Annotated in this window: 8 protein-coding genes and 1 pseudogene; 3 read left to right on the top strand and 6 right to left on the bottom strand. The window is 67.4% G+C overall.

What is annotated here, in order from left to right; genetic code table 11:
* Positions 1–730 precede the first annotated feature (730 nt).
* The 3 genes and pseudogenes from AWC07_RS28775 to AWC07_RS14215 all read left to right on the top strand — a co-directional run.
* Positions 731–1,315, top strand: a complete 585-nt coding sequence (locus AWC07_RS28775; protein ID WP_244187589.1) for a hypothetical protein — start codon at positions 731–733, stop codon at positions 1,313–1,315.
* Between the two features lie 131 nt (positions 1,316–1,446).
* A complete protein-coding gene (locus tag AWC07_RS28770) occupies positions 1,447–1,998 on the top strand; it encodes a Mu transposase domain-containing protein (protein WP_244187588.1) in 552 nt (183 codons plus the stop codon).
* Between the two features lie 11 nt (positions 1,999–2,009).
* Positions 2,010–2,720 (top strand): annotated as a pseudogene (locus AWC07_RS14215) (ATP-binding protein); the annotation flags it as partial.
* Between the two features lie 199 nt (positions 2,721–2,919).
* Here the strand turns inward: AWC07_RS14215 and AWC07_RS14210 are convergent.
* From AWC07_RS14210 to AWC07_RS14185, 6 genes are all read right to left on the bottom strand, one after another.
* Positions 2,920–4,365 carry a phosphoinositide-specific phospholipase C-related protein gene (locus AWC07_RS14210; RefSeq protein WP_036411006.1) on the bottom strand — a complete coding sequence of 482 codons (1,446 nt, stop codon included), beginning with the start codon at positions 4,363–4,365 and terminating at the stop codon, positions 2,920–2,922.
* A 310-nt stretch (positions 4,366–4,675) separates the two neighbouring features.
* The gene (locus tag AWC07_RS14205) at positions 4,676–7,174 is read right to left on the bottom strand and encodes a PE family protein (RefSeq protein ID WP_036411005.1); all 2,499 of its coding nucleotides are present in this window, start codon (positions 7,172–7,174) and stop codon (positions 4,676–4,678) included.
* A 409-nt stretch (positions 7,175–7,583) separates the two neighbouring features.
* Entirely contained in the window at positions 7,584–8,279 is a 696-nt protein-coding gene (locus tag AWC07_RS14200; RefSeq protein ID WP_036411004.1) for an LppX_LprAFG lipoprotein, read from the bottom strand.
* A gap of 344 nt (positions 8,280–8,623) precedes the next feature.
* The gene (locus AWC07_RS14195; protein WP_036411013.1) at positions 8,624–14,980 is read right to left on the bottom strand and encodes a type I polyketide synthase; all 6,357 of its coding nucleotides are present in this window, start codon (positions 14,978–14,980) and stop codon (positions 8,624–8,626) included.
* 16 nt (positions 14,981–14,996) lie between these two features.
* A complete protein-coding gene (locus tag AWC07_RS14190; protein ID WP_036411003.1) occupies positions 14,997–17,111 on the bottom strand; it encodes a p-hydroxybenzoic acid--AMP ligase FadD22 in 2,115 nt (704 codons plus the stop codon).
* 15 nt (positions 17,112–17,126) lie between these two features.
* Positions 17,127–17,717, bottom strand: a complete 591-nt coding sequence (locus AWC07_RS14185; protein WP_036411001.1) for a chorismate--pyruvate lyase family protein — start codon at positions 17,715–17,717, stop codon at positions 17,127–17,129.
* Positions 17,718–17,759 lie beyond the last annotated feature (42 nt).

Here is a 17,759-nt window from a genome sequence, read left to right as displayed (position 1 = left end):
TTTGCGGGTTCGGTTCGCACTTGGTGCGGACGCGCTAGGGGCCAACTTCAGAGCGCACCGGCGGCGCGCAGCGGGCGGGCAGTGACGTGCCGGTTGGCCGGGAACCTGATCCGTGTGTGCTCGACGGCATCAGTAACTCGACTGGCTCACGATCCGCGATTTCGAGCAGTGACACATTGCTGAACTGCGCGTTTGCGCCGCGGCCAGTCGAAACGTCCGCACTAAACCAAGGCCGAAAGCGCCACCGTCGACCGTCACGCGCGCTTATCGCAGTCACCAGGATTTCGCCGAACGTGTTCTCAGTGTGAGAAGTTGGCCGATTTTTCGCAGCCATGGCACGCTCGGCGCACCAGGTTGCGCCCGGCGCACTTGTCATTTGCCACGTTCATGGGACCCTTTGAGCCGAGTTTTGCCACGGTCATGGGACCACCTGGTCGCCAGTAATGGGACCACCCGGGGTGTCTGCCGGGCGGTCCTCGGTTTCCCGGTTCGGATCGCTGCAGGTCGATCGATGTGGACGTTTTCGTGGGGATGGTATTCAGGGAGGTTTCGGTGATCGAGATTAGTTAGGTGCTGCGCGCCTGGCTGGCTGGCAAGGGCCCGCGGAAGGTGGCTGAGCAGGCCGGCGTGGACCGCAAGACCGCGCAGAGCTACAGGGATGCGGCGATCCCGGCCAGACTGGTTCGCGACGGCGGTGAAGGGCCGGTTAACCGACGAATTGGTTGGGCAGGTGACCGCCGCGGCGCGTCCGGCCCGGCCGCAGGGCCACGGTGCCGCGTGGGATGCGTTGGAGGGCGAACACGCGCAAATCGTCGACTGGGTTGGTCTGGAGCTGACGGTTTTCAAGATCGGTGATCTGCTTCACCGCCGCGGTCTGCGGGTGCCGCATCGCATGCTGCACCGCTATTGCGTGGATCGCACCGATTATCGGAGTCGATCCGCGCGGGAGACGGTGCCGGTGGTCGACGGTGAGCCGGGAGTGGAGTGCCAGATCGATTTCGCCAGAATGGGTTTGATCTACGACTCGGAGTCGGGACGGCGTCGGGTGGTGCACGCGTTGATCTTCACCGCGGTGTTCTCACGGCACATGTTCGTGTGGCTGACGTTCGCGCAGACACTGGAGGCGATCGTCGCCAGCTGTGAGGCGGCGTGGGTCCGCTCGTCTCAAGACAAGCCCCGCGTCGAGCGAGTGGTGCAGTATGTACGCGGAAACTTCTTCGCCGGTGAGGAATTCATCGATTTGACCGACGCGCAGGGCCGCGCCGAGATCTGGTGCGCGGACACGGCCGGCCAGCGGATTCATGCGACCATCTGAGCGCGCCCGGCCGAGGTGTTCGCCGAACGCGAGGCCGGGGTGCTGCTACCGGCACCGCAATCGCGGTACGCGGTGCCGATCTACACCGAGGTCACCGTTAACCGGATTACCAAGTACAAGTCGGCAAGGCGTTGTATTCGGCTCCGAAACATCTTATAGGTCAACGTGTTCAGGCTGGTGCCGATGATGAGCTGGTCAAGTTATTTCATCGTAGGCAGCTGGTCAAGACCCATCCGCGACAGCTGCCGGGCAGCCGGGTCACCGACCCCGATGATCTGCCCGCCGATAAGACCGCCTGCGCCATGCGGGACCTGCAGCGGCTGATCCGCACCGCCACCTCGCACGGACCCAACGTCGGCATCTACGCCGAGCGCCTGCTCGACCACCATCTGCCGTGGACGGCGATGCGTCAGGTCTACCGGCTACTCGGACTGGTCAAACGCTACGGCGAGGACCCGGAGGACACCGCGTGCTCGCGGGCGCTGGACCTCGACGCCGTCTCGGTGGCCAAGATCGCCTCCATGCTGCAGCGCGCCACCGAGAGCACCCCGGCGCCGCCGCCACAGGCGGCCAGCGGCGTCGTCTCGGCGCGTTTCGCCCGCGACCGGGGCGAATACCGGCGGACCAAACCGTCCTGGACGACCGTCATCGGCGGCGGCGCTACGACAGAGGCTGACAAGTGACGAAACCATAGCGACTCAAACTCGGGCAGATGCTCGACACCCTGCCCGAGCGGCTCACCCTGGCCAAACAACAACACCTGTCGCATGTGGCGTTCCTCGAACTGGTTCTCGGCTACGAAGCCACCCGCCGCGACACAACGTCGGCGACCCGGAGTGCCCACGCCGCCATCCTCGACCCCGGCATGCGCCTGGACACCAGGGCCGACACGGCGGCGGTGCGCTACGACCGCACCCTGTGGAATGAGCTGACCAGCCCGCGGTTTCTCGACGGCCCTCACGGTGCCTGCCTTCTGGGCCCGGTGGGGGTCGGCAAAACGGATCTGGCCACCGCGCTCGGCCACATTGCGGTACGCCGCCGAGTCAGTATTCTCAAGTTGCGCGCCAATGCAATGTTCAAGCGGCCCAACGCCTCCCGCCTCGACAACAGCGTCGAAGCTGAGATACGCCGGCTCGCCCAAGTCCAGCTACTGCTGATCGATGACTTCGCGCACCAGCCGCTCGACGCCACCGAAACCGCCGATTTCTACGAGCTTGTGGTGGCCCGCCACCACAAAGCCGCCACCGTGACGACTTCCAGCCGCGAACCAGATGAGTGGCTGACCATGATGAGCGACGCACTACTCGCCCAAGCGGCTGTCGACGGCCTCACCTCAACCGCACACGAACTCGTCATCGAAGGCGAGTCCTACCGGCGCCGCCAGAAACTCTCACCGGCCGGTTGACACTACCAGCCCAGACCCACATGCTCGACGACCACCGGTGCTCCCATCCTCATGGCAATTCGGTGGTCCCATCCCCGTGGCAAATGATACTCAAACACGCCAGTTCACGAAAAGAACAGGCACACAAGCCAATCCGATCCACAGCCGAAGCCCACACCTACCGACATGCAAAATCGAAGCTAGCCCTTGATCGCCCGCGCTAAATCGTGTGCTTGATCCAGGCGCCTCCGCCGGCAGCGTCCACCGCATTCAGTTGCGAGTTCTGGTACCCGGACAGAGGCAGGTCAAATGTCGAGCCGCCTGCGGTGCAGGCAGCCGGAGCCCCTGCGTACGTTACCGGCGCCGTCACAGACCACGTGCTTCCGTTGAGGCAGGCCGCGGGGTGTGAGTCCGTACACGGTGCGGCTACCCAGTGACCGTCCGCTCTCTGCAGGGTGCAGCTTCCGGCATTGGCGCGCGGTTCGTCGGGTGCCCAGCTCCAAAGCGATGCCTGGATGCGCCCATCCTCGGGCAGAATCTGGTCGAAGCCGAACATCTGGACGCCGCAGTTGGTCATCGACTGCACCTTCGACGGTGAAAGCGCATTTGGATTGATGGGTGGCATGGTGGGGTCGGCCAGACTCGACACAAAGGTGGTGTCCTCGTAGTAACGGACGATCTTCGTGTCGTAGACCGTGCGGTTGAAATTGGGATCGCACGCCGGGTACGGCTGGTAGCCGGAGCTTCTGTTGCTCTCCACCTCCACCGGGTTCCAATTGAACACGTCGGCCGACCAGTCGGGTGCACATTTGCTGACAATGATGACCTGCGCGCCGGCGGCGCGGACCTGGTCACGTGTCACGCTGAGCGGGAGAGTAACGCAGCCGTCGGGGCCCTTGTCGGCAGGGTTGGGGTGGTAGATGAGGCTGGTGTGGTTCGGACGCTGCAGGACGCTGGCCATGGTCGCCACCGCCGAGGCATACGCCGCCGCGTCCTGCAAGGCGTCTTCGAGATAGAGCATGATGACCTGGTCGGGATGGGCGTTGAGCCAGGTCGCGATCTCAGGCAAGACGTGGGCGAAGGTGGGCTCGTTGGTGCAGCCCAAGTTGCCTTGGGCCGGTGAGAGCCCGTGACACACGACCACGGCGCGCGCCCCGAACTGCCACAGGCGTGGGACATAATGCAGGTCCAGCTCGATGGAGCGCATGTCGATGTTCAGCTGCTGAGTCAACGACAGCTGTTGGTTTGAGTCGGCGTGCGAGAGGGTGAACCCTTCGGTGAGGCTGTTGTACGAGTTGTGGGTGCCCAGCCACTGGGCGTTGTGTAGCGACGACGAATCTTGCAGCGCGTACTGGAATTGGGCCGTGCGATGCACCCAGGACTGCAGGTAGGCATCGGTAGCAGATTGGGTTACCCGGTGGGCGAGCGGAAGCAGGCACCACCGATCGGACACCGGGAGGCGGCGACATTCCGCAGCGACGGCGTCGGCGAACTTGCCGGTGCCGACGCAGGGAAAGGCAACCGGACTGTAGGCATCGCAGGGTGCTGTGGGTGCGGGCGGAATAGGCTGGTTATCGGTGTCGGCGGCCGCTGGTGCGGACATCGCCAGCGCCAACACGACCGCGCTGGCTAAGGCCGCACGCTGAAGCCGTCGTGTGTAGGGCACGCGCGCCACCTTGGCACGCCGACACGCGCCGAACCTAGCGATGTTCTCAAAGCGTTGTCATCGAGTAACACCACCGACGCCAGCCTCCCCTACAGCAGCCCGACGGTCCCCTGCATCCCTATGCCAACATCGACCGGCAGCGACCAACGGCGGCTCAGCCTCAACCGCTCCCACCCGCGCCCCCGACGGCCCCGTGGGCTACCGACAGCACAACGCGGCCGGTTTTGAAGGTCGGGACGGTCTCGGAGTCGGCGGGGTTGCGGGTGAATCTGCGCGCAGGCGCCGGCGGCATAGTCCGGCGGTGTGCTGGTTAGTTGCCGTTGAGGCCGCTGGCGCCGATGAGCAGCCCGCCGGCGCCGCCCTGACCAGCCGTGCCAAATGTCACGCCAGCACCGGCGTTGCCGCCGTTGCCTCCATTGCTGATAATTCCGGCGTCGGCGCCGGTTCCACCGCTACCGCCAGTGTTTGCCAGGCCTTCTCCGCCCGCGCCGCCTGCGCCGCCGTTGCCCAAGAGCTGACCGGTGTAGCCGCCGGCGCCACCGAACCCGCCGAAGGAGGCCCCGAGTGCGCCGGCACCGCCATCGCCGCCGTCACCCCAGACCAGGCCGGCAGCGCCGCCGTCGCCACCGCCACCTCCGGTATTGCCATGGCCCCCAACCCCGCCGGTACCGCCGTCACCGACCAGCCATCCGGCATTTCCGCCAGCTCCGCCTTGTCCGCCATACCCGCCGCCTGGGCTGATCCCGCCGGTGCCGCCGGTGCCGCCAGTGCCGAACAGCACGCCGGCAGTGCCGCCGGTCCCGCCGGCCCCTCCGACCGAGCTCCCGGCGCCGCCGGAGCCGCCGAGGCCACCGGGGCCGAGGAGCAAACCGCCGGTGCCGCCGGGCCCGCCGGCCCCGCCGACAGTGCCGCCGGAGCCCCCGACGCCTCCGGGACCGCCGCCAGCACCAGCCAGAACGGCGAGCAGCCCACTATTGCCACCGGCCCCTCCAGTTCCGTCGACACCACCGCCGGAGCCGCCTGAACCACCGGCACCGCCGCCGCCTAGCAGTCCGCCGGCACCGCCGGGTCCGCCGTCGCCGCTGACGATGTTTGAATATCCGCCGGTTCCGCCTGGACCCCCGGCGCCGAGCAACAGGCCACCGGCACCACCCGGTCCTCCGGCTCCGGCGTATCCGGTCGGAAAGCCTCCGCCTGCGCCACCCGAACCGCCGACGCCGATCAGTCCAGCCGCTCCGCCAGCACCGCCATTGACACCAGCCTTGCCGGCCCCTCCAGCACCACCGTTACCGATCAAGAACCCGCCCGGGCTGCCCGCCAACCCGCTTCCCGCGGGCGCGTTGGCGCCGTTGCCGATCAGCGGACGCCCGAACAACCACTCGGTGGGCGCGTTGACCACGTTGAGCACCGTCTGGTTGAACAGGTACCCGTTGGAACCAGCAGCACCACTGTTGCCGCCCGTCGTACCCCCCAGCCCACCGTTGCCGCCGTTGCCGCCGACGCCGAGCAGCAGGGCATTGCCGCCGTTGCCCCCGTTTCCGCCGTTGGCTGCGCCTTGCCCGCCGGAACCGCCGGCGCCGCCACCACCAAACAACAGGCCACCTTGGCCGCCGAAACCGCCGTTACCGCCATTGCCGAGGATGCCCGCACCTCCGGCCCCGCCGATACCTCCGTTGCCGAACAAACTGCTGATGCCGCCGGGCCCACCGGCCCCACCCGCGCCCAGCGCACTGTTGTTGAGGCCACCGGCGCCGCCGGGTCCGCCATCGCCGAACAGCAGGGCCGCGTGACCGCCCGCCCCGCCTGCCCCGCCAGGGCCGCCGTCTCCGCCGGTGCCTCCAGCGCCACCAGCGCCGAAGAGCAGGCCGCCGTTGCCGCCGGTCCCGCCCATCCCCGCGGCCGCGCCACTGAACCCCGTCCCGCCGGTTCCGCCGGTACCACCGTTACCGCCGATCAGACCGGCATTGCCGCCCGCACCACCGGCTCCGGCCGTCCCACTTGACGAGGCGCCGCCGCTGCCACCCGCGCCGCCGCCGGCTCCAACAAGCCCGGCAAGTGCTCCGGCGGCTCCACCGCTGCCACCAGCGCCGCCGTTCCCATTGGGAGCGGAACCGCCGGAACCACCGACTCCGCCGGCGCTGAACAGTCCACCCACGCCTCCCCCACCGCCCTGCCCACCCACGCCTGTCGCGCCGGCATTCCCACCCGAGCCGCCGGCGCCCCCGGGTCCGGACAAGAACCCGCCTCGCCCACCGGGGCCACCGGGCCCGCCGGCCCCGGTGGTTGAGGACCCACCGGCCCCACCCGCTCCGCCCGTTCCGATCAGCCCAGCGGCGCCACCGGCCCCGCCTGCCATACCGGCCTTACCCGACCCTCCGGCCCCACCATTGCCAATTAACAGCCCCCCAGCCCCGCCGGCGTCTCCGGTGCCCGGTGTACCCGGGGCGCCATTGCCAATCAACGGCCGCCCCAACAACGCCTCCGTGGGCGCATTGACCAACGCCAACAACTCCGCCAACGGCGATGCACTAGCCGCCTCGGCTGCAGCATAGGAACGCCCAGCTGCCCCCAGTGCCGACACCAAGTCCTGGTGAAACACTCCCGCCGCGGCAATCAGCCGCTGAAAATCCTGACCATGAGCACCCAACAACGCGGCCAACGCGACTGATATCTCATCCCCACCGGCAGCCGCCACCGCTGTCGTCGGCCCCGCCGCGACCGCGCTCGCCGAGCGCAGACACTGCCCGATATCGTCCAGCTGCCCGGCCGCAGCCACTATTTCCGCGGGGACAGCCCACAACAACACCATCGACGCCAGCCTCCCTGCCAGACATCCCGACGGTCCTTCGTCAGCACCGGCCCACAGCAACAGCCAGCCGCGGCTCAGCCTACCCTGGACTTTTCATGAAACGGCCGAGTGTGGCGCGGTGTTGATAGGCGAAAGTGCCTGTCCTGCAGTGCAGGATCGACTTGACGAAGGTCCGATCGGCGCAACCGGAAAGGCGCTTTGCAGGTGAAGGGTATCGCGGCGGGGCCGCGGGTGAAGTGTCGGCGGACGGGCGCGGCGTGGCGCCGCATGCGTCAGTTCACGAAACGAACACCCACACAAGCCAATTGGGCCACAGACGCAGCCCACACCTACCGGCATCCAAAATCGAGGCTACGGCTAGGCTGATGAAGTCGGGCCCCAGCGAAGTTGGTCGTTGCTAGTCGACTTTCTAGTCGACACTGAGGGGTTCGTTCCATTTCGACAGGGTGAGCTCGACCGTCCCGGACCCGATGTCGATGTTTGCCCGCACGAGGCGGTGCGAACCGTCCGAGGCGATCCACACGGTCGCTGGCCTCGGCTGCCTGGCACCAGGATCCAACATCTTGACGGTGTCCGTCGGGACGGTTCCGCTGATCTTGGTGGTGGGAATTCCGTCGATCACCTCCGAGCCTTGCGACTGCAGATTGGTGATACCCGAGAGCACCTTCGCCACCCCGTTGCTGGGATCAACCACCCGTGAGGCCGCCAAGTCGGAGATGGAGCCCAGGTTGGTCCAGTCATCGAACAACTTCACCGAGATGTTGTCGTCCTTGGTGCGGAACGGGACGTCCGGCTGGCCCTGATAGGTGCACACGCCTTTCGCGGCAAGCGGATTGGCCCGGACATCGACGTCGGCGCTGGTGATACCGAGCAAACTCTCGACTTTCCCGGCCGTTCGGATCGCCACGTGCACACTCGTCAAGGCCTTTGTCGCCTCGAGCGACTGCTTGACCTCGGCCACCAGCGCGGGGTCGCTCGTCGTACTGGCCGAACTGTGCGCCTCGGATTCGGGTTTGTCAGCGGCGCAGCCGGGTAGCCACAGCACCAGCCCAGCGGCCACCGCCATCAGAAGGGCGAAAGTCACCGGCGGTTTCCGATCGTTCATTGCTCATCCTCTCGATGATGTTTCGCCCGAACCGCTCGCGACCCGCGCGGCACCGACCCAACACACAGACCAGTCAAGCCACCACAGCGCAGCAAGACAGCGACGACGTTCACCGGTTCGGCGCCCTGTCCCCGGTCTTGTCCCGACCGTCTCCGGCCCCCGCGATCCGCCGTGTGTCGGCCGATCAACCCGGCCGACTACAGGTCCGGTGCGTCCACACTAGCCCGGTGCGGTACCGCCCGGGTGGCTGTCGCCGGCCCGGCATCCGAACGGCACGACGGGCCGTCGGCACCGCCGTGTCGACCGGCCGATGCCGCAAGCCTGCCGGTGCCGGCCGGACCAGGCTACGCATGGACCGACACTTTCTCTTGGTCTTCTTCGTCGCGTTCGGCAACCGGTGACCGGTCACCATTGGATTCGGGACGTATTTGCCGTGCGATGTAGTCGGCGACAGCGGTCGGGGTGGGGTGGTCCAAGATCACGGTGGGCGGCAGGGTCAGCCCGGTAGCGTTCTTGAGACGGTTGCGCAGCTCGACGGCGGTCAGCGAGTCGAAGCCCAGGTCTTGGAACCCGGCGTCGGGGTCGATGTCCTCGGGAGCGGGACGACCCAGCACCGCCGCGGCCTGCGCTCGCACTATCCCTACCAGCAGGCCGTGTTGTTCGTCGGGTGCCAGCCCGTGGAGGCGTTGGGCGAGCGCCGACTTGGACTGGGTGGCATCTCCGGTGTCGTCGATTTGGCGGCGACGTGGGCGGCGGGTGAGCCCGCTGAACAATGCCGGCAACCCGCCGGCTTGGGCCCGGGCATCGAGCGCGGCCCGGTCCAGGCGAGTAGCGACCATGACGGGGTGATCGATCGTCAACGCGGCGTCAAACAACTCCAATGCCTGCTCCGGGCTCATAGCGACCAGCCCGCTACGGCTCATCCGGGCCAGGTCACGCTCACTCAAATGAGCGGTGATGGCGCTGGTTTGTTCCCACAACCCCCACGCCAGCGACGTCCCCGCCAGGCCCGCGGCCTGCCGGCGAGCGGCCAAGCCGTCCAGAAACGCGTTCGCCGCCGAGTAGTTGCCCTGCCCCGGAGAGCCCACCGTTGCCGCGATCGAGGAGCACAGCACGAACATCGACAAATCCAGACCCCGGGTGGCCTCGTGCAGGTTCCAGGCCGCATCCACTTTGGCCCGCAACACCGTGTCGATGCGATCCGGTGTCAGCGAGCTGATCACCGCGTCGTCGACCACCCCCGCGGCGTGAATCACCCCGCGCACCGGCGGCCACTCCGCCGCAAGCTGCGTGAACAAGCCCGCCACCGCGTCCCGATCGGCCACGTCGCAGGCCACCACCTGCACCCTGGCACCCGCCTCCGCCAACTCGGCGGCCAGCTCCGGAGCCCCCGCGGCGCGATCGCCGCGCCGACTGGCCAGCACCACATGACGCACGCGAAAGGCGCTGACCAGGTGGCGGGCCAGGACCGCACCGACCATCCCGGTGGCGCCGGTGATCAGCACGGTGCCGTCGGCGAGCCCGTCGGCCAACGCCGAGGGCATGGTCAACACCACTTTGCCGATATGGCGGGCCTGGCTCATGAACCGGAATGCCGCCGGCGCGCAGCGCACATCCCAGGTGGTGACCGGCAGCCGATGCAGCACCTGGGTGTCGAACAGCTCCTTCACCTCGCGAAGCATCGCCTGCATGCGCACCGGACCGGCCTCCGACAGGTCAAACGCCCGATACCGCACGCCCGGATAGTTGGCGGCGATCTTCTGCGGATCGCGGATATCGGTCTTGCCCATCTCGAGGAAGCGCCCGCCGCGGACCAGCAAACGCAGCGAAGCGTCGACGAATTCGCCGGCCAGCGAATCGAGCACCACGTCGACCCCGCGGCCGTCGGTGACTGCCAAGAACTTTTCCTCGAACTCGAGCGTGCGGGAATCGCCGATGTGGTCGTCGTCAAAGCCCATGGCGCGCAACGTGTCCCACTTACCACGGCTGGCGGTGACGAAGACTTCGACTCCCCAGTGGCGAGCCAGTTGCACTGCCGCCATGCCCACGCCACCGGTGCCGGCGTGGATGAGCACCGATTCGCCCGCCTTGATCTCGGCCAGGTCCGACAACCCGAACAACGCCGTCAAGAACACCACCGGCACCGCCGCGGACTCCGCGAACGACCAGCCCAGGGGCGCCCGGACAACCAGCCGCTGATCCACCACCGCCAGCGGGCCGGCGCCGCCCAGGAAGCCCATCACCGCGTCGCCGACGGCCACACCGGTCACGTCGGGGCCGGTCTCGATCACCACTCCGGCGCCTTCGGCGCCCAGCGCTGGCGCCTGGCCCGGATACATCCCCAACGCGGCCACCACATCGCGGAAATTGACCCCGACGGCGGCCACGGCCACCCGCACCTGGCCCGCCTGCAGCGGTGCCCGGGCCTCCGGGCAGGGCTGGATCACCAAATCCTCCAGGGTCCCGCCGCCACCGGCGGCCAACCGCCACGCCTCTTCGGCGGGCAAGGCCAGCAGCGGCGGCGCCGAGGCCAGCCGGGCGTTGTGCACCACGCCGCCGCGCACCACCAGTTGGGGTTCGCCGACGGCGGCGAGCGCCACAGCATCCACCCCCCGATCCACCACTGCGTCGGTGTCGACCAACACGATCCGTCCGGGTTGTTCGGCCTGTGCCGAACGAACCAGACCCCACACCGCTGCGGCAGCCAGATCATTGACATCCTCACCGGCCAATCCGACCGCGCCGCGGGTCAGCACCACCAAAGTGCCGGGCCGGTCGGTGCCCAGCCAGGACTGCAATACCCGCAAGGCGGCGTGGGTGGCCGCATACGTCGAGCCCACCGCATCCGCGCCGGCAGAACCGCACTCCCACAGCACCACGGGCGCATCGCCGGCCCCGGCGCCATTACCGTTGGCGCTCGCCGGCATACCCGCATCAGCGGCGCAATAGTCCTCCCAAGACAGCACCGACAGCACCGCGGGCTGGTCAGACTCGTCATTACTGTTGTGGTTCAACGGCATTGGTGACCAGATCACCTCCAGCGGTCCCTGGTCCGGCCCGCGGCCGGCGGCGTTCACCGCGGCGCGCAACTGCTCGGCCGTCGTCGCCCGGGTCACCAGGGCGCCGACCGTCAGCACCGGCAGCCCCTCGGCATCGGCGATCTCGACCGAGATGGCATCGGCGCCTGCCGAGGCCAGACGGGCCCGTACCCGCCCGGCGCCGCCGGCGTGCAGCGACACCCCGCGCCAGCAGAACGGCAGCATCGTCTCGGTGGTTTCGATAGCCAGTCCCAGGGCGTGCAGCACCGCGTCCAGCACGGCCGGATGCATCCCCATCCCATCGACCGCCACCCCGTGCTGCGCGGGAGCAACCACCTCGGCGAACAACTCCGACTCGCGCCGCCAGACCGCCACCAGCCCCTGGAATGCCTTGCCGTAGGCATAACCGCGGGCGGCCAACCGTTCGTAGCCGTCGGAAATGTCGACAATCTCCGCATCTTCCGGCGGCCACACCGACAAGTCCGCCGAGGCCTGCGCGGGGCTCTCCCCGAGCGTGCCCATGGCATGCAGCGACCACTCCCCGTCGCAGTGGTCACCGCGGGAATACACCGACACTGCCCGGGTTCCCGCATCATCGGCGGCGCCGACCACCACCTGCACCTTGACCCCCGCGCCAGGGTGCATCACCAGCGGCGCGGCCAGGATCAGCTCGTCGATGACCGCACAGCCGACCTCGTCCGCGGCGCGGATGACCAACTCCACGAAACCCGCCCCGGGGAAGAGCACCACTCCGCCGACGACGTGATCGGCCAGCCACGGTTGATCGGCCAACGACAACCGGCCCGTCAGCACCACTCCGTCGGAGTCGGGCCGCTCGACCACCGCACCCAGCAACGCGTGCTCGGTCGGGCCCAGACCCAGACCGACCGCGTCGGCGGGCCCGTCCCCGCCCGGCGTCTCCCAAAACCGCCGCCGCTGAAAGGCATACGTGGGCAAGTCGACCCGCCGCCCACCCGAGCCGGCGAACACTGCCGGCCAATCCACCGGCACACCAGTGGCGAACAACTGGCCGGCCGCACCCAGCGCAGCGGCTAATTCGGGACGGTCTTTGCCGAGCATCGACACCACGACCGCCTCAGCCGGGGTCAACGACTGCTCGATGGAGCTCGTCAAACCACTGCCGGGACCGACCTCGAGGAAGTGCGTCGCGCCGAGCTGCTGTACCTGACGCGCGCTGTCGGCGAAACGCACCGGCCGCCGGATATGGTCGACCCAGTACCGCGCCGACCCGAAATCGCCTGTGGCGCTGGCTAATTCACCTGTGACGTTCGACACCAGGCCGATTTGCGGCGTCCGTGGCTCGAACCGGGCCGCTATCCGCGCGAACTCGTCGAGCATCGGCTCCATCAGCGGCGAATGAAAAGCGTGCGACACCGCCAACCGGTGCACCCGCCGACCCTGCTCGGCAAAGCGATCCGCAATCGCGCTCACGGCGGCCTCGGCACCGGAGATGGTCACCGATCCGGGCGCATTGATCGCGGCGATGCCCACCCCCTCGCCCAGCAACGGCATCACCTCTTTTTCAGAAGCGGCCACCGCCACCATCGCTCCACCCGCCGGCAGCGCCTGCATCAACCGCCCCCGCGCCACCACCAACATCGCCGCGTCCGCCAGCGTCAACACCCCGGCCACGTACGCCGCCGACAGCTCCCCCACCGAGTGGCCCATCACGAAATCGGGCTGCACACCCCAGCGCCGCAACACCGCGAACAACGCCACCTCGACCGCCAACAGCGCCGGCTGAGCAAACTCGGTGGTGTCCAGCAAAGCCGCGTCGCTGCCCCAAACAACATCGCGCAGCGGCAATCTCAGATGCTGATCCAACTCATCGGCCACTTCGTCGAACGCTTCGGCGAATATCGGCAGCCGGTCGTACAACTCGCGGCCCATCCCGAGGCGCTGGGCGCCCTGCCCCGGAAACACCACCACCGTCTTGCCCACCGGACCCGCTTGACCCACCGCTACGCCCGCACCCGGGTCACCATCGGCCACGCTGGTCAGCCCCGCGATCAACGCCGGCCGGTCGGCGCCGACCACCACGGCTCGATGCTCGAACACCGACCGCCCGGCAAGCGTGCAGCCCACGTCGAGCGGATCCAACGCCGGGTCGGCCTGCACATGGGCCGCCAATCGGCTCGCCTGCGCCGTCAACGCCTCAGCCGATTTCGCCGACACCACCCACGGCATCACCGACAACCGCTGTCCGCCCCCGGTGGTTTGGTCCGCCGCCACCGGGGCCGGCGCGGGAGCCTGCTCCAGGATCACGTGCGCGTTGGTGCCGCTGATCCCGAACGAGGACACTCCGGCCCGGCGCGGACGCCCGTCAGCGGGCCAGTCCCGGGCCTCGGTCAACACCGACACAGCGCCGCTTTCCCAATCCACCCGCGGCGAAGGCGTATCCACATGCAGCGTCGCCGGCATCAGGCCATGCCGCATCGCCTGCACCATCTTGATGACCCCGGCAACCCCCGCCGCAGCCTGGGTATGACCCATGTTCGACTTGATCGAACCCACCCACAACGGCCGCTGCGCAGGACGACCTTGCCCGTACGTGGCCAACAACGCATGCGCTTCGATGGGGTCACCCAACGTGGTGGCCGTCCCGTGCGCCTCCACCACATCGACGTCCGCCGCGGTCAACCCGGCACTGCCCAAAGCCGCCCGAATGACCCGCTGCTGGGCCAGCCCGTTGGGCGCGGTCAAGCCATTGGACGCACCGTCCTGATTGATGGCGCTGCCGCGCACCACCGCCAGCACCGAGTGCCCCAACCGCAGCGCGTCCGAGAGTCGCTCCAGGACCACCACACCGGCGCCCTCACCCCAGCCCGTCCCATCGGCCGCCGCGGCGAACGCCTTGCAGCGACCGTCGGCAGCCAGCCCCCGCTGCCGACTGAACCCGACGAAGATCGACGGCAACCCCATCACCGTCACGCCGCCGGCCAACGCCAAGTCGCACTCCCCCGAGCGCAACGCCGCCATCGCCCAATGGATGGCCACCAACGACGAGGAGCATGCGGTGTCCACCGACACCGCCGGGCCTTCCAGCCCCAACACGTAGGAAACCCGACCCGAGGCCACGCTAACCGCCGTGCCGGTCAATCCGTACCCTTGCAGCCCCCCGGTTTCCTTGCTGCCATAACTCGGCGCGAAGATCCCGGTGAACACCCCGGTCGCCGACCCCCGCAACGACAACGGGTCAATTCCCGCGTGCTCCAACGCCTCCCACGAAACCTCCAGCATCAACCGCTGCTGGGGATCCATCGCCAACACCTCGCCGGGGGCGATCCCGAAAAACCCGGCGTCAAAACCCGCGGCATCGTCTAAGAACGCACCCCAGCGCGTATAGGTCTTGCCCTCGGCATCGGGATCCGGATCGAACAACCCCTCCACATCCCAGCCGCGATCCGTCGGAAACTCCGATACCAGATCCCGACCTTCGGCGACCACCTCCCACAACTTCTCCGCAGAATCGACCCCGCCCGGAAAGCGACACCCGATCCCCACCACCGCGACCGGTTCGGTGGCCCGGTGTTCGTAATCCCGCAGCCGGGCGCGTGCCTCATCGAGCTCGACAGCAACCTTTTTCAGATAGCGGAAGAGCTTTTCGCTCTGCTGGTCGGCGCCTTCCATGCTCGTCGTCATCGCCACTTGCTCCTCTTCATGATTCGCCCAACTCCGAATCGATCAGCTGGAAAATTTCGTCGGGAGTCGAGGCGTCCTGGATCCGTTTGCCCAAGCGATCCCCGGCGCCGGTGATGGCGCCGAGGATGGCACGCAAACGGTCAGCCACGCGCTGCTTTTCGCCGTCCCCGATCGTCACCACCAGCTCGTCGATTCTTTTCAATTCCTCGTCGACTCGCCCCTTCGCGTCGATACTTGCCGGCAGGGGCATGGCCACCCGGCCCGCCTGCCGGTCCCCGCCGGACAGTTCAGCCTCCAGGTATTGGGCCAGTCCCGATATCGAGCCGTAGTCCCAACCGACCGTTTCCGGCAGCCGCAGGCCGGTAGCCGCGGCCAGCCGATGACACAGTACGACCGTCATCTGGGAGTCAAAACCTAGCTCGGAGAACGCAAGATCCCGATTGAGCGACTGCGGATCCGACTCACCCAGCATCTTGGCGGCCTCGGCAGACACCGCCTCCACCACCAGCCGGTGACGTTCCTGCTGCAACGCGGCCAGGCGTTCCTTCAGCGTCACTTCGCCGGCATGCCCGACGACGGTCCGCACGGCAGTCCGCCCATTGTCGAGCTGAGGGTCCGCGTCGGGCAGGACCGACGAGAGTTCCCAGATCGGTTTCGCCGGGCACTCGGCACGAAGCGCGCTGCGCAACAACTTTCCGTTGGCGGTCCGGGGAAGCCGCTCGACGACGGCAAGTCTGTGCGGCACCTTGAAGGCGGACAGTCTGGTAAGCAACCTCCGGTGGATGTCTCGCATCACCGATTCATCGATAACCGCGTCGCCCGCCGGCACCAGAAATGCCTGCAGTGCCGACGCGCCGGTGGATTCCTTTACTCCGACAACCGCGACCTCAGCCACCGCGTCGTGCTCGACCACGAGTCGTTCGACTTCCCGCGGATTGACGTTGACGGCTCCGACGATTTCCGTGTCGTCCGCGCGGCAACGGTAGGAAACCCAACCCTTGGCGTCGATGCGGACCGCGTCGCGGGTGTCGAGCCACCCGTCAAACTCCACGGTCGGGTCGGGACAATTCCAGTAGCCGGTCGCGATCGATGGTCCCCGCACCCATAGATTTCCGTCCGCCCCGGGTTCTGCGGGTGTGCCATCCGGTGCCAGAACACGAATCTCGTAGGGCGGAAGAACTTTCCCCAGAGTTCCCGGACGCCATTCGCCGACGGTATTCGAGACGAAGGTCTGCCCCACCTCCGTCGATCCAATTCCGTCAAGAATGGGGATACCGCCGAAGAATTCGATGAGCCGCTCGGCGAGTCCCATGTCGAGGGCCTCCCCCGCTGACACGATGCACCGGAGCGTCCGAAAAGACTCGGAAGAACAGGTGTCGACGACTCTGGCAAAGAAATTCGGCACGCCGTAGAGCACCGACGGCTCGAATCTCTCGCACAGCGTGGCAGCCATTTCCGCACCCACCGGCAATGGATTGATGACGGCGGAACCGCCTGTCGCAAGCGGGAACCAGACCGAATTACCCAGGCCATAGGCAAAATACATGCGTGCGGTACTCAGGCCCGTGTCGTGGGCCGTGAGCCGCAGTGCTTGGTGGCACATGGCGTCAACGAATGTCAACGGGTCGGCGTGCCGATGGATGGCCGCTTTCGGTGGCCCGGTGGTACCCGAGGTGTAGGTCGCGTATGCGTCAGCATCCCCTCCGAGCTGCTCGTATTCTGCGGGCTCGGCCCGCGCCGCCGCCGACAACAGCTCGGCGGCATCGACCACGCCCGACGGGCGAAACCGGCCGCACAGCGGGCCGGAGGTGACGACAAGCGCCGGCTTGGTGTCGCGCTCCAGAAACGCGTGGTCGTCGCGATGCAGCTCCGGATTCGCCAGGAAAGCCATGACGCCGCGAGCCAGGCACGCCAGCAATAGCTGCACCAGCTCCGGTGAATCCGGAAGGCACAACAGGACGCGATCGGCGGGGCCGAGGCCCCGGTGTCGCAGCACTTGCGCAAGCCGCGCGCCGCCGTCATGGATTTGGCCATGCGTGACGATCTGCGGGGCATAGTAGGCGGGCCGGTCGTACCATCCCGCTTGCGATGCCCGCTCAGCCAGCAGCCGTGCCAAGTTGCCATTCCGCATTACTGGGTGACCGCCCTAGCGCGCCGCGGTGATGACATTCGAAAACTGGCGGCGATCGGCTTCTTCATGCGGGACATCTTGGAATACGGTGCGAAGAAAATACTCGGTGATGACCATGATGGGCTGCCCGCCGGACAAAATGCGGTAGCGGCGCGAGACGGTTCTCCGGCGGGAGTGCTGGTATCCGTCGAGAGCGAGCCAGCGGGGCGATGCTCCGACCCAGACTTTGGCCGCCTCCTTGAATGTCTCGATGTAACTGGCTGCCATAACCTCGCCAATAGGGTGGTCCGTCCTGGTCAATCGCGCCACTATTTCGGTGGGCAGCAGATCAATGGCGACCAACGACTCCGCGGCCACGAACACGGTCCCTGAATTTCGGCCCTTGAGCAGGATATTACGTTGCAGAACCCGGCTCGCCGCCGATTGGCCGAGCTCGACCATTTTCGGTGCGGCCTGCCGAATATGTTGATTGACGATCTGCACGACGATCTCTTCGTTGGCCACCACGTTGAGAATCCGGGTCAGGGTGCCATTGGTTGCGATGAGTATCCGAAGATCGCGATCGAGGTGTCGGATCTCTTCATCAGACAGCGTGCAGTCGGTCATATTCCGTGTCTCGGGTAACGCGCAAACCCCCATACGTGCGCC

This window comes from Mycobacterium gastri (assembly GCF_002102175.1).
Taxonomy (GTDB): Bacteria; Actinomycetota; Actinomycetes; order Mycobacteriales; family Mycobacteriaceae; genus Mycobacterium; species Mycobacterium gastri.
Note: the sequence above shows the minus strand (reverse complement) of the source record. Positions and strands in the feature narration are given on the sequence as shown.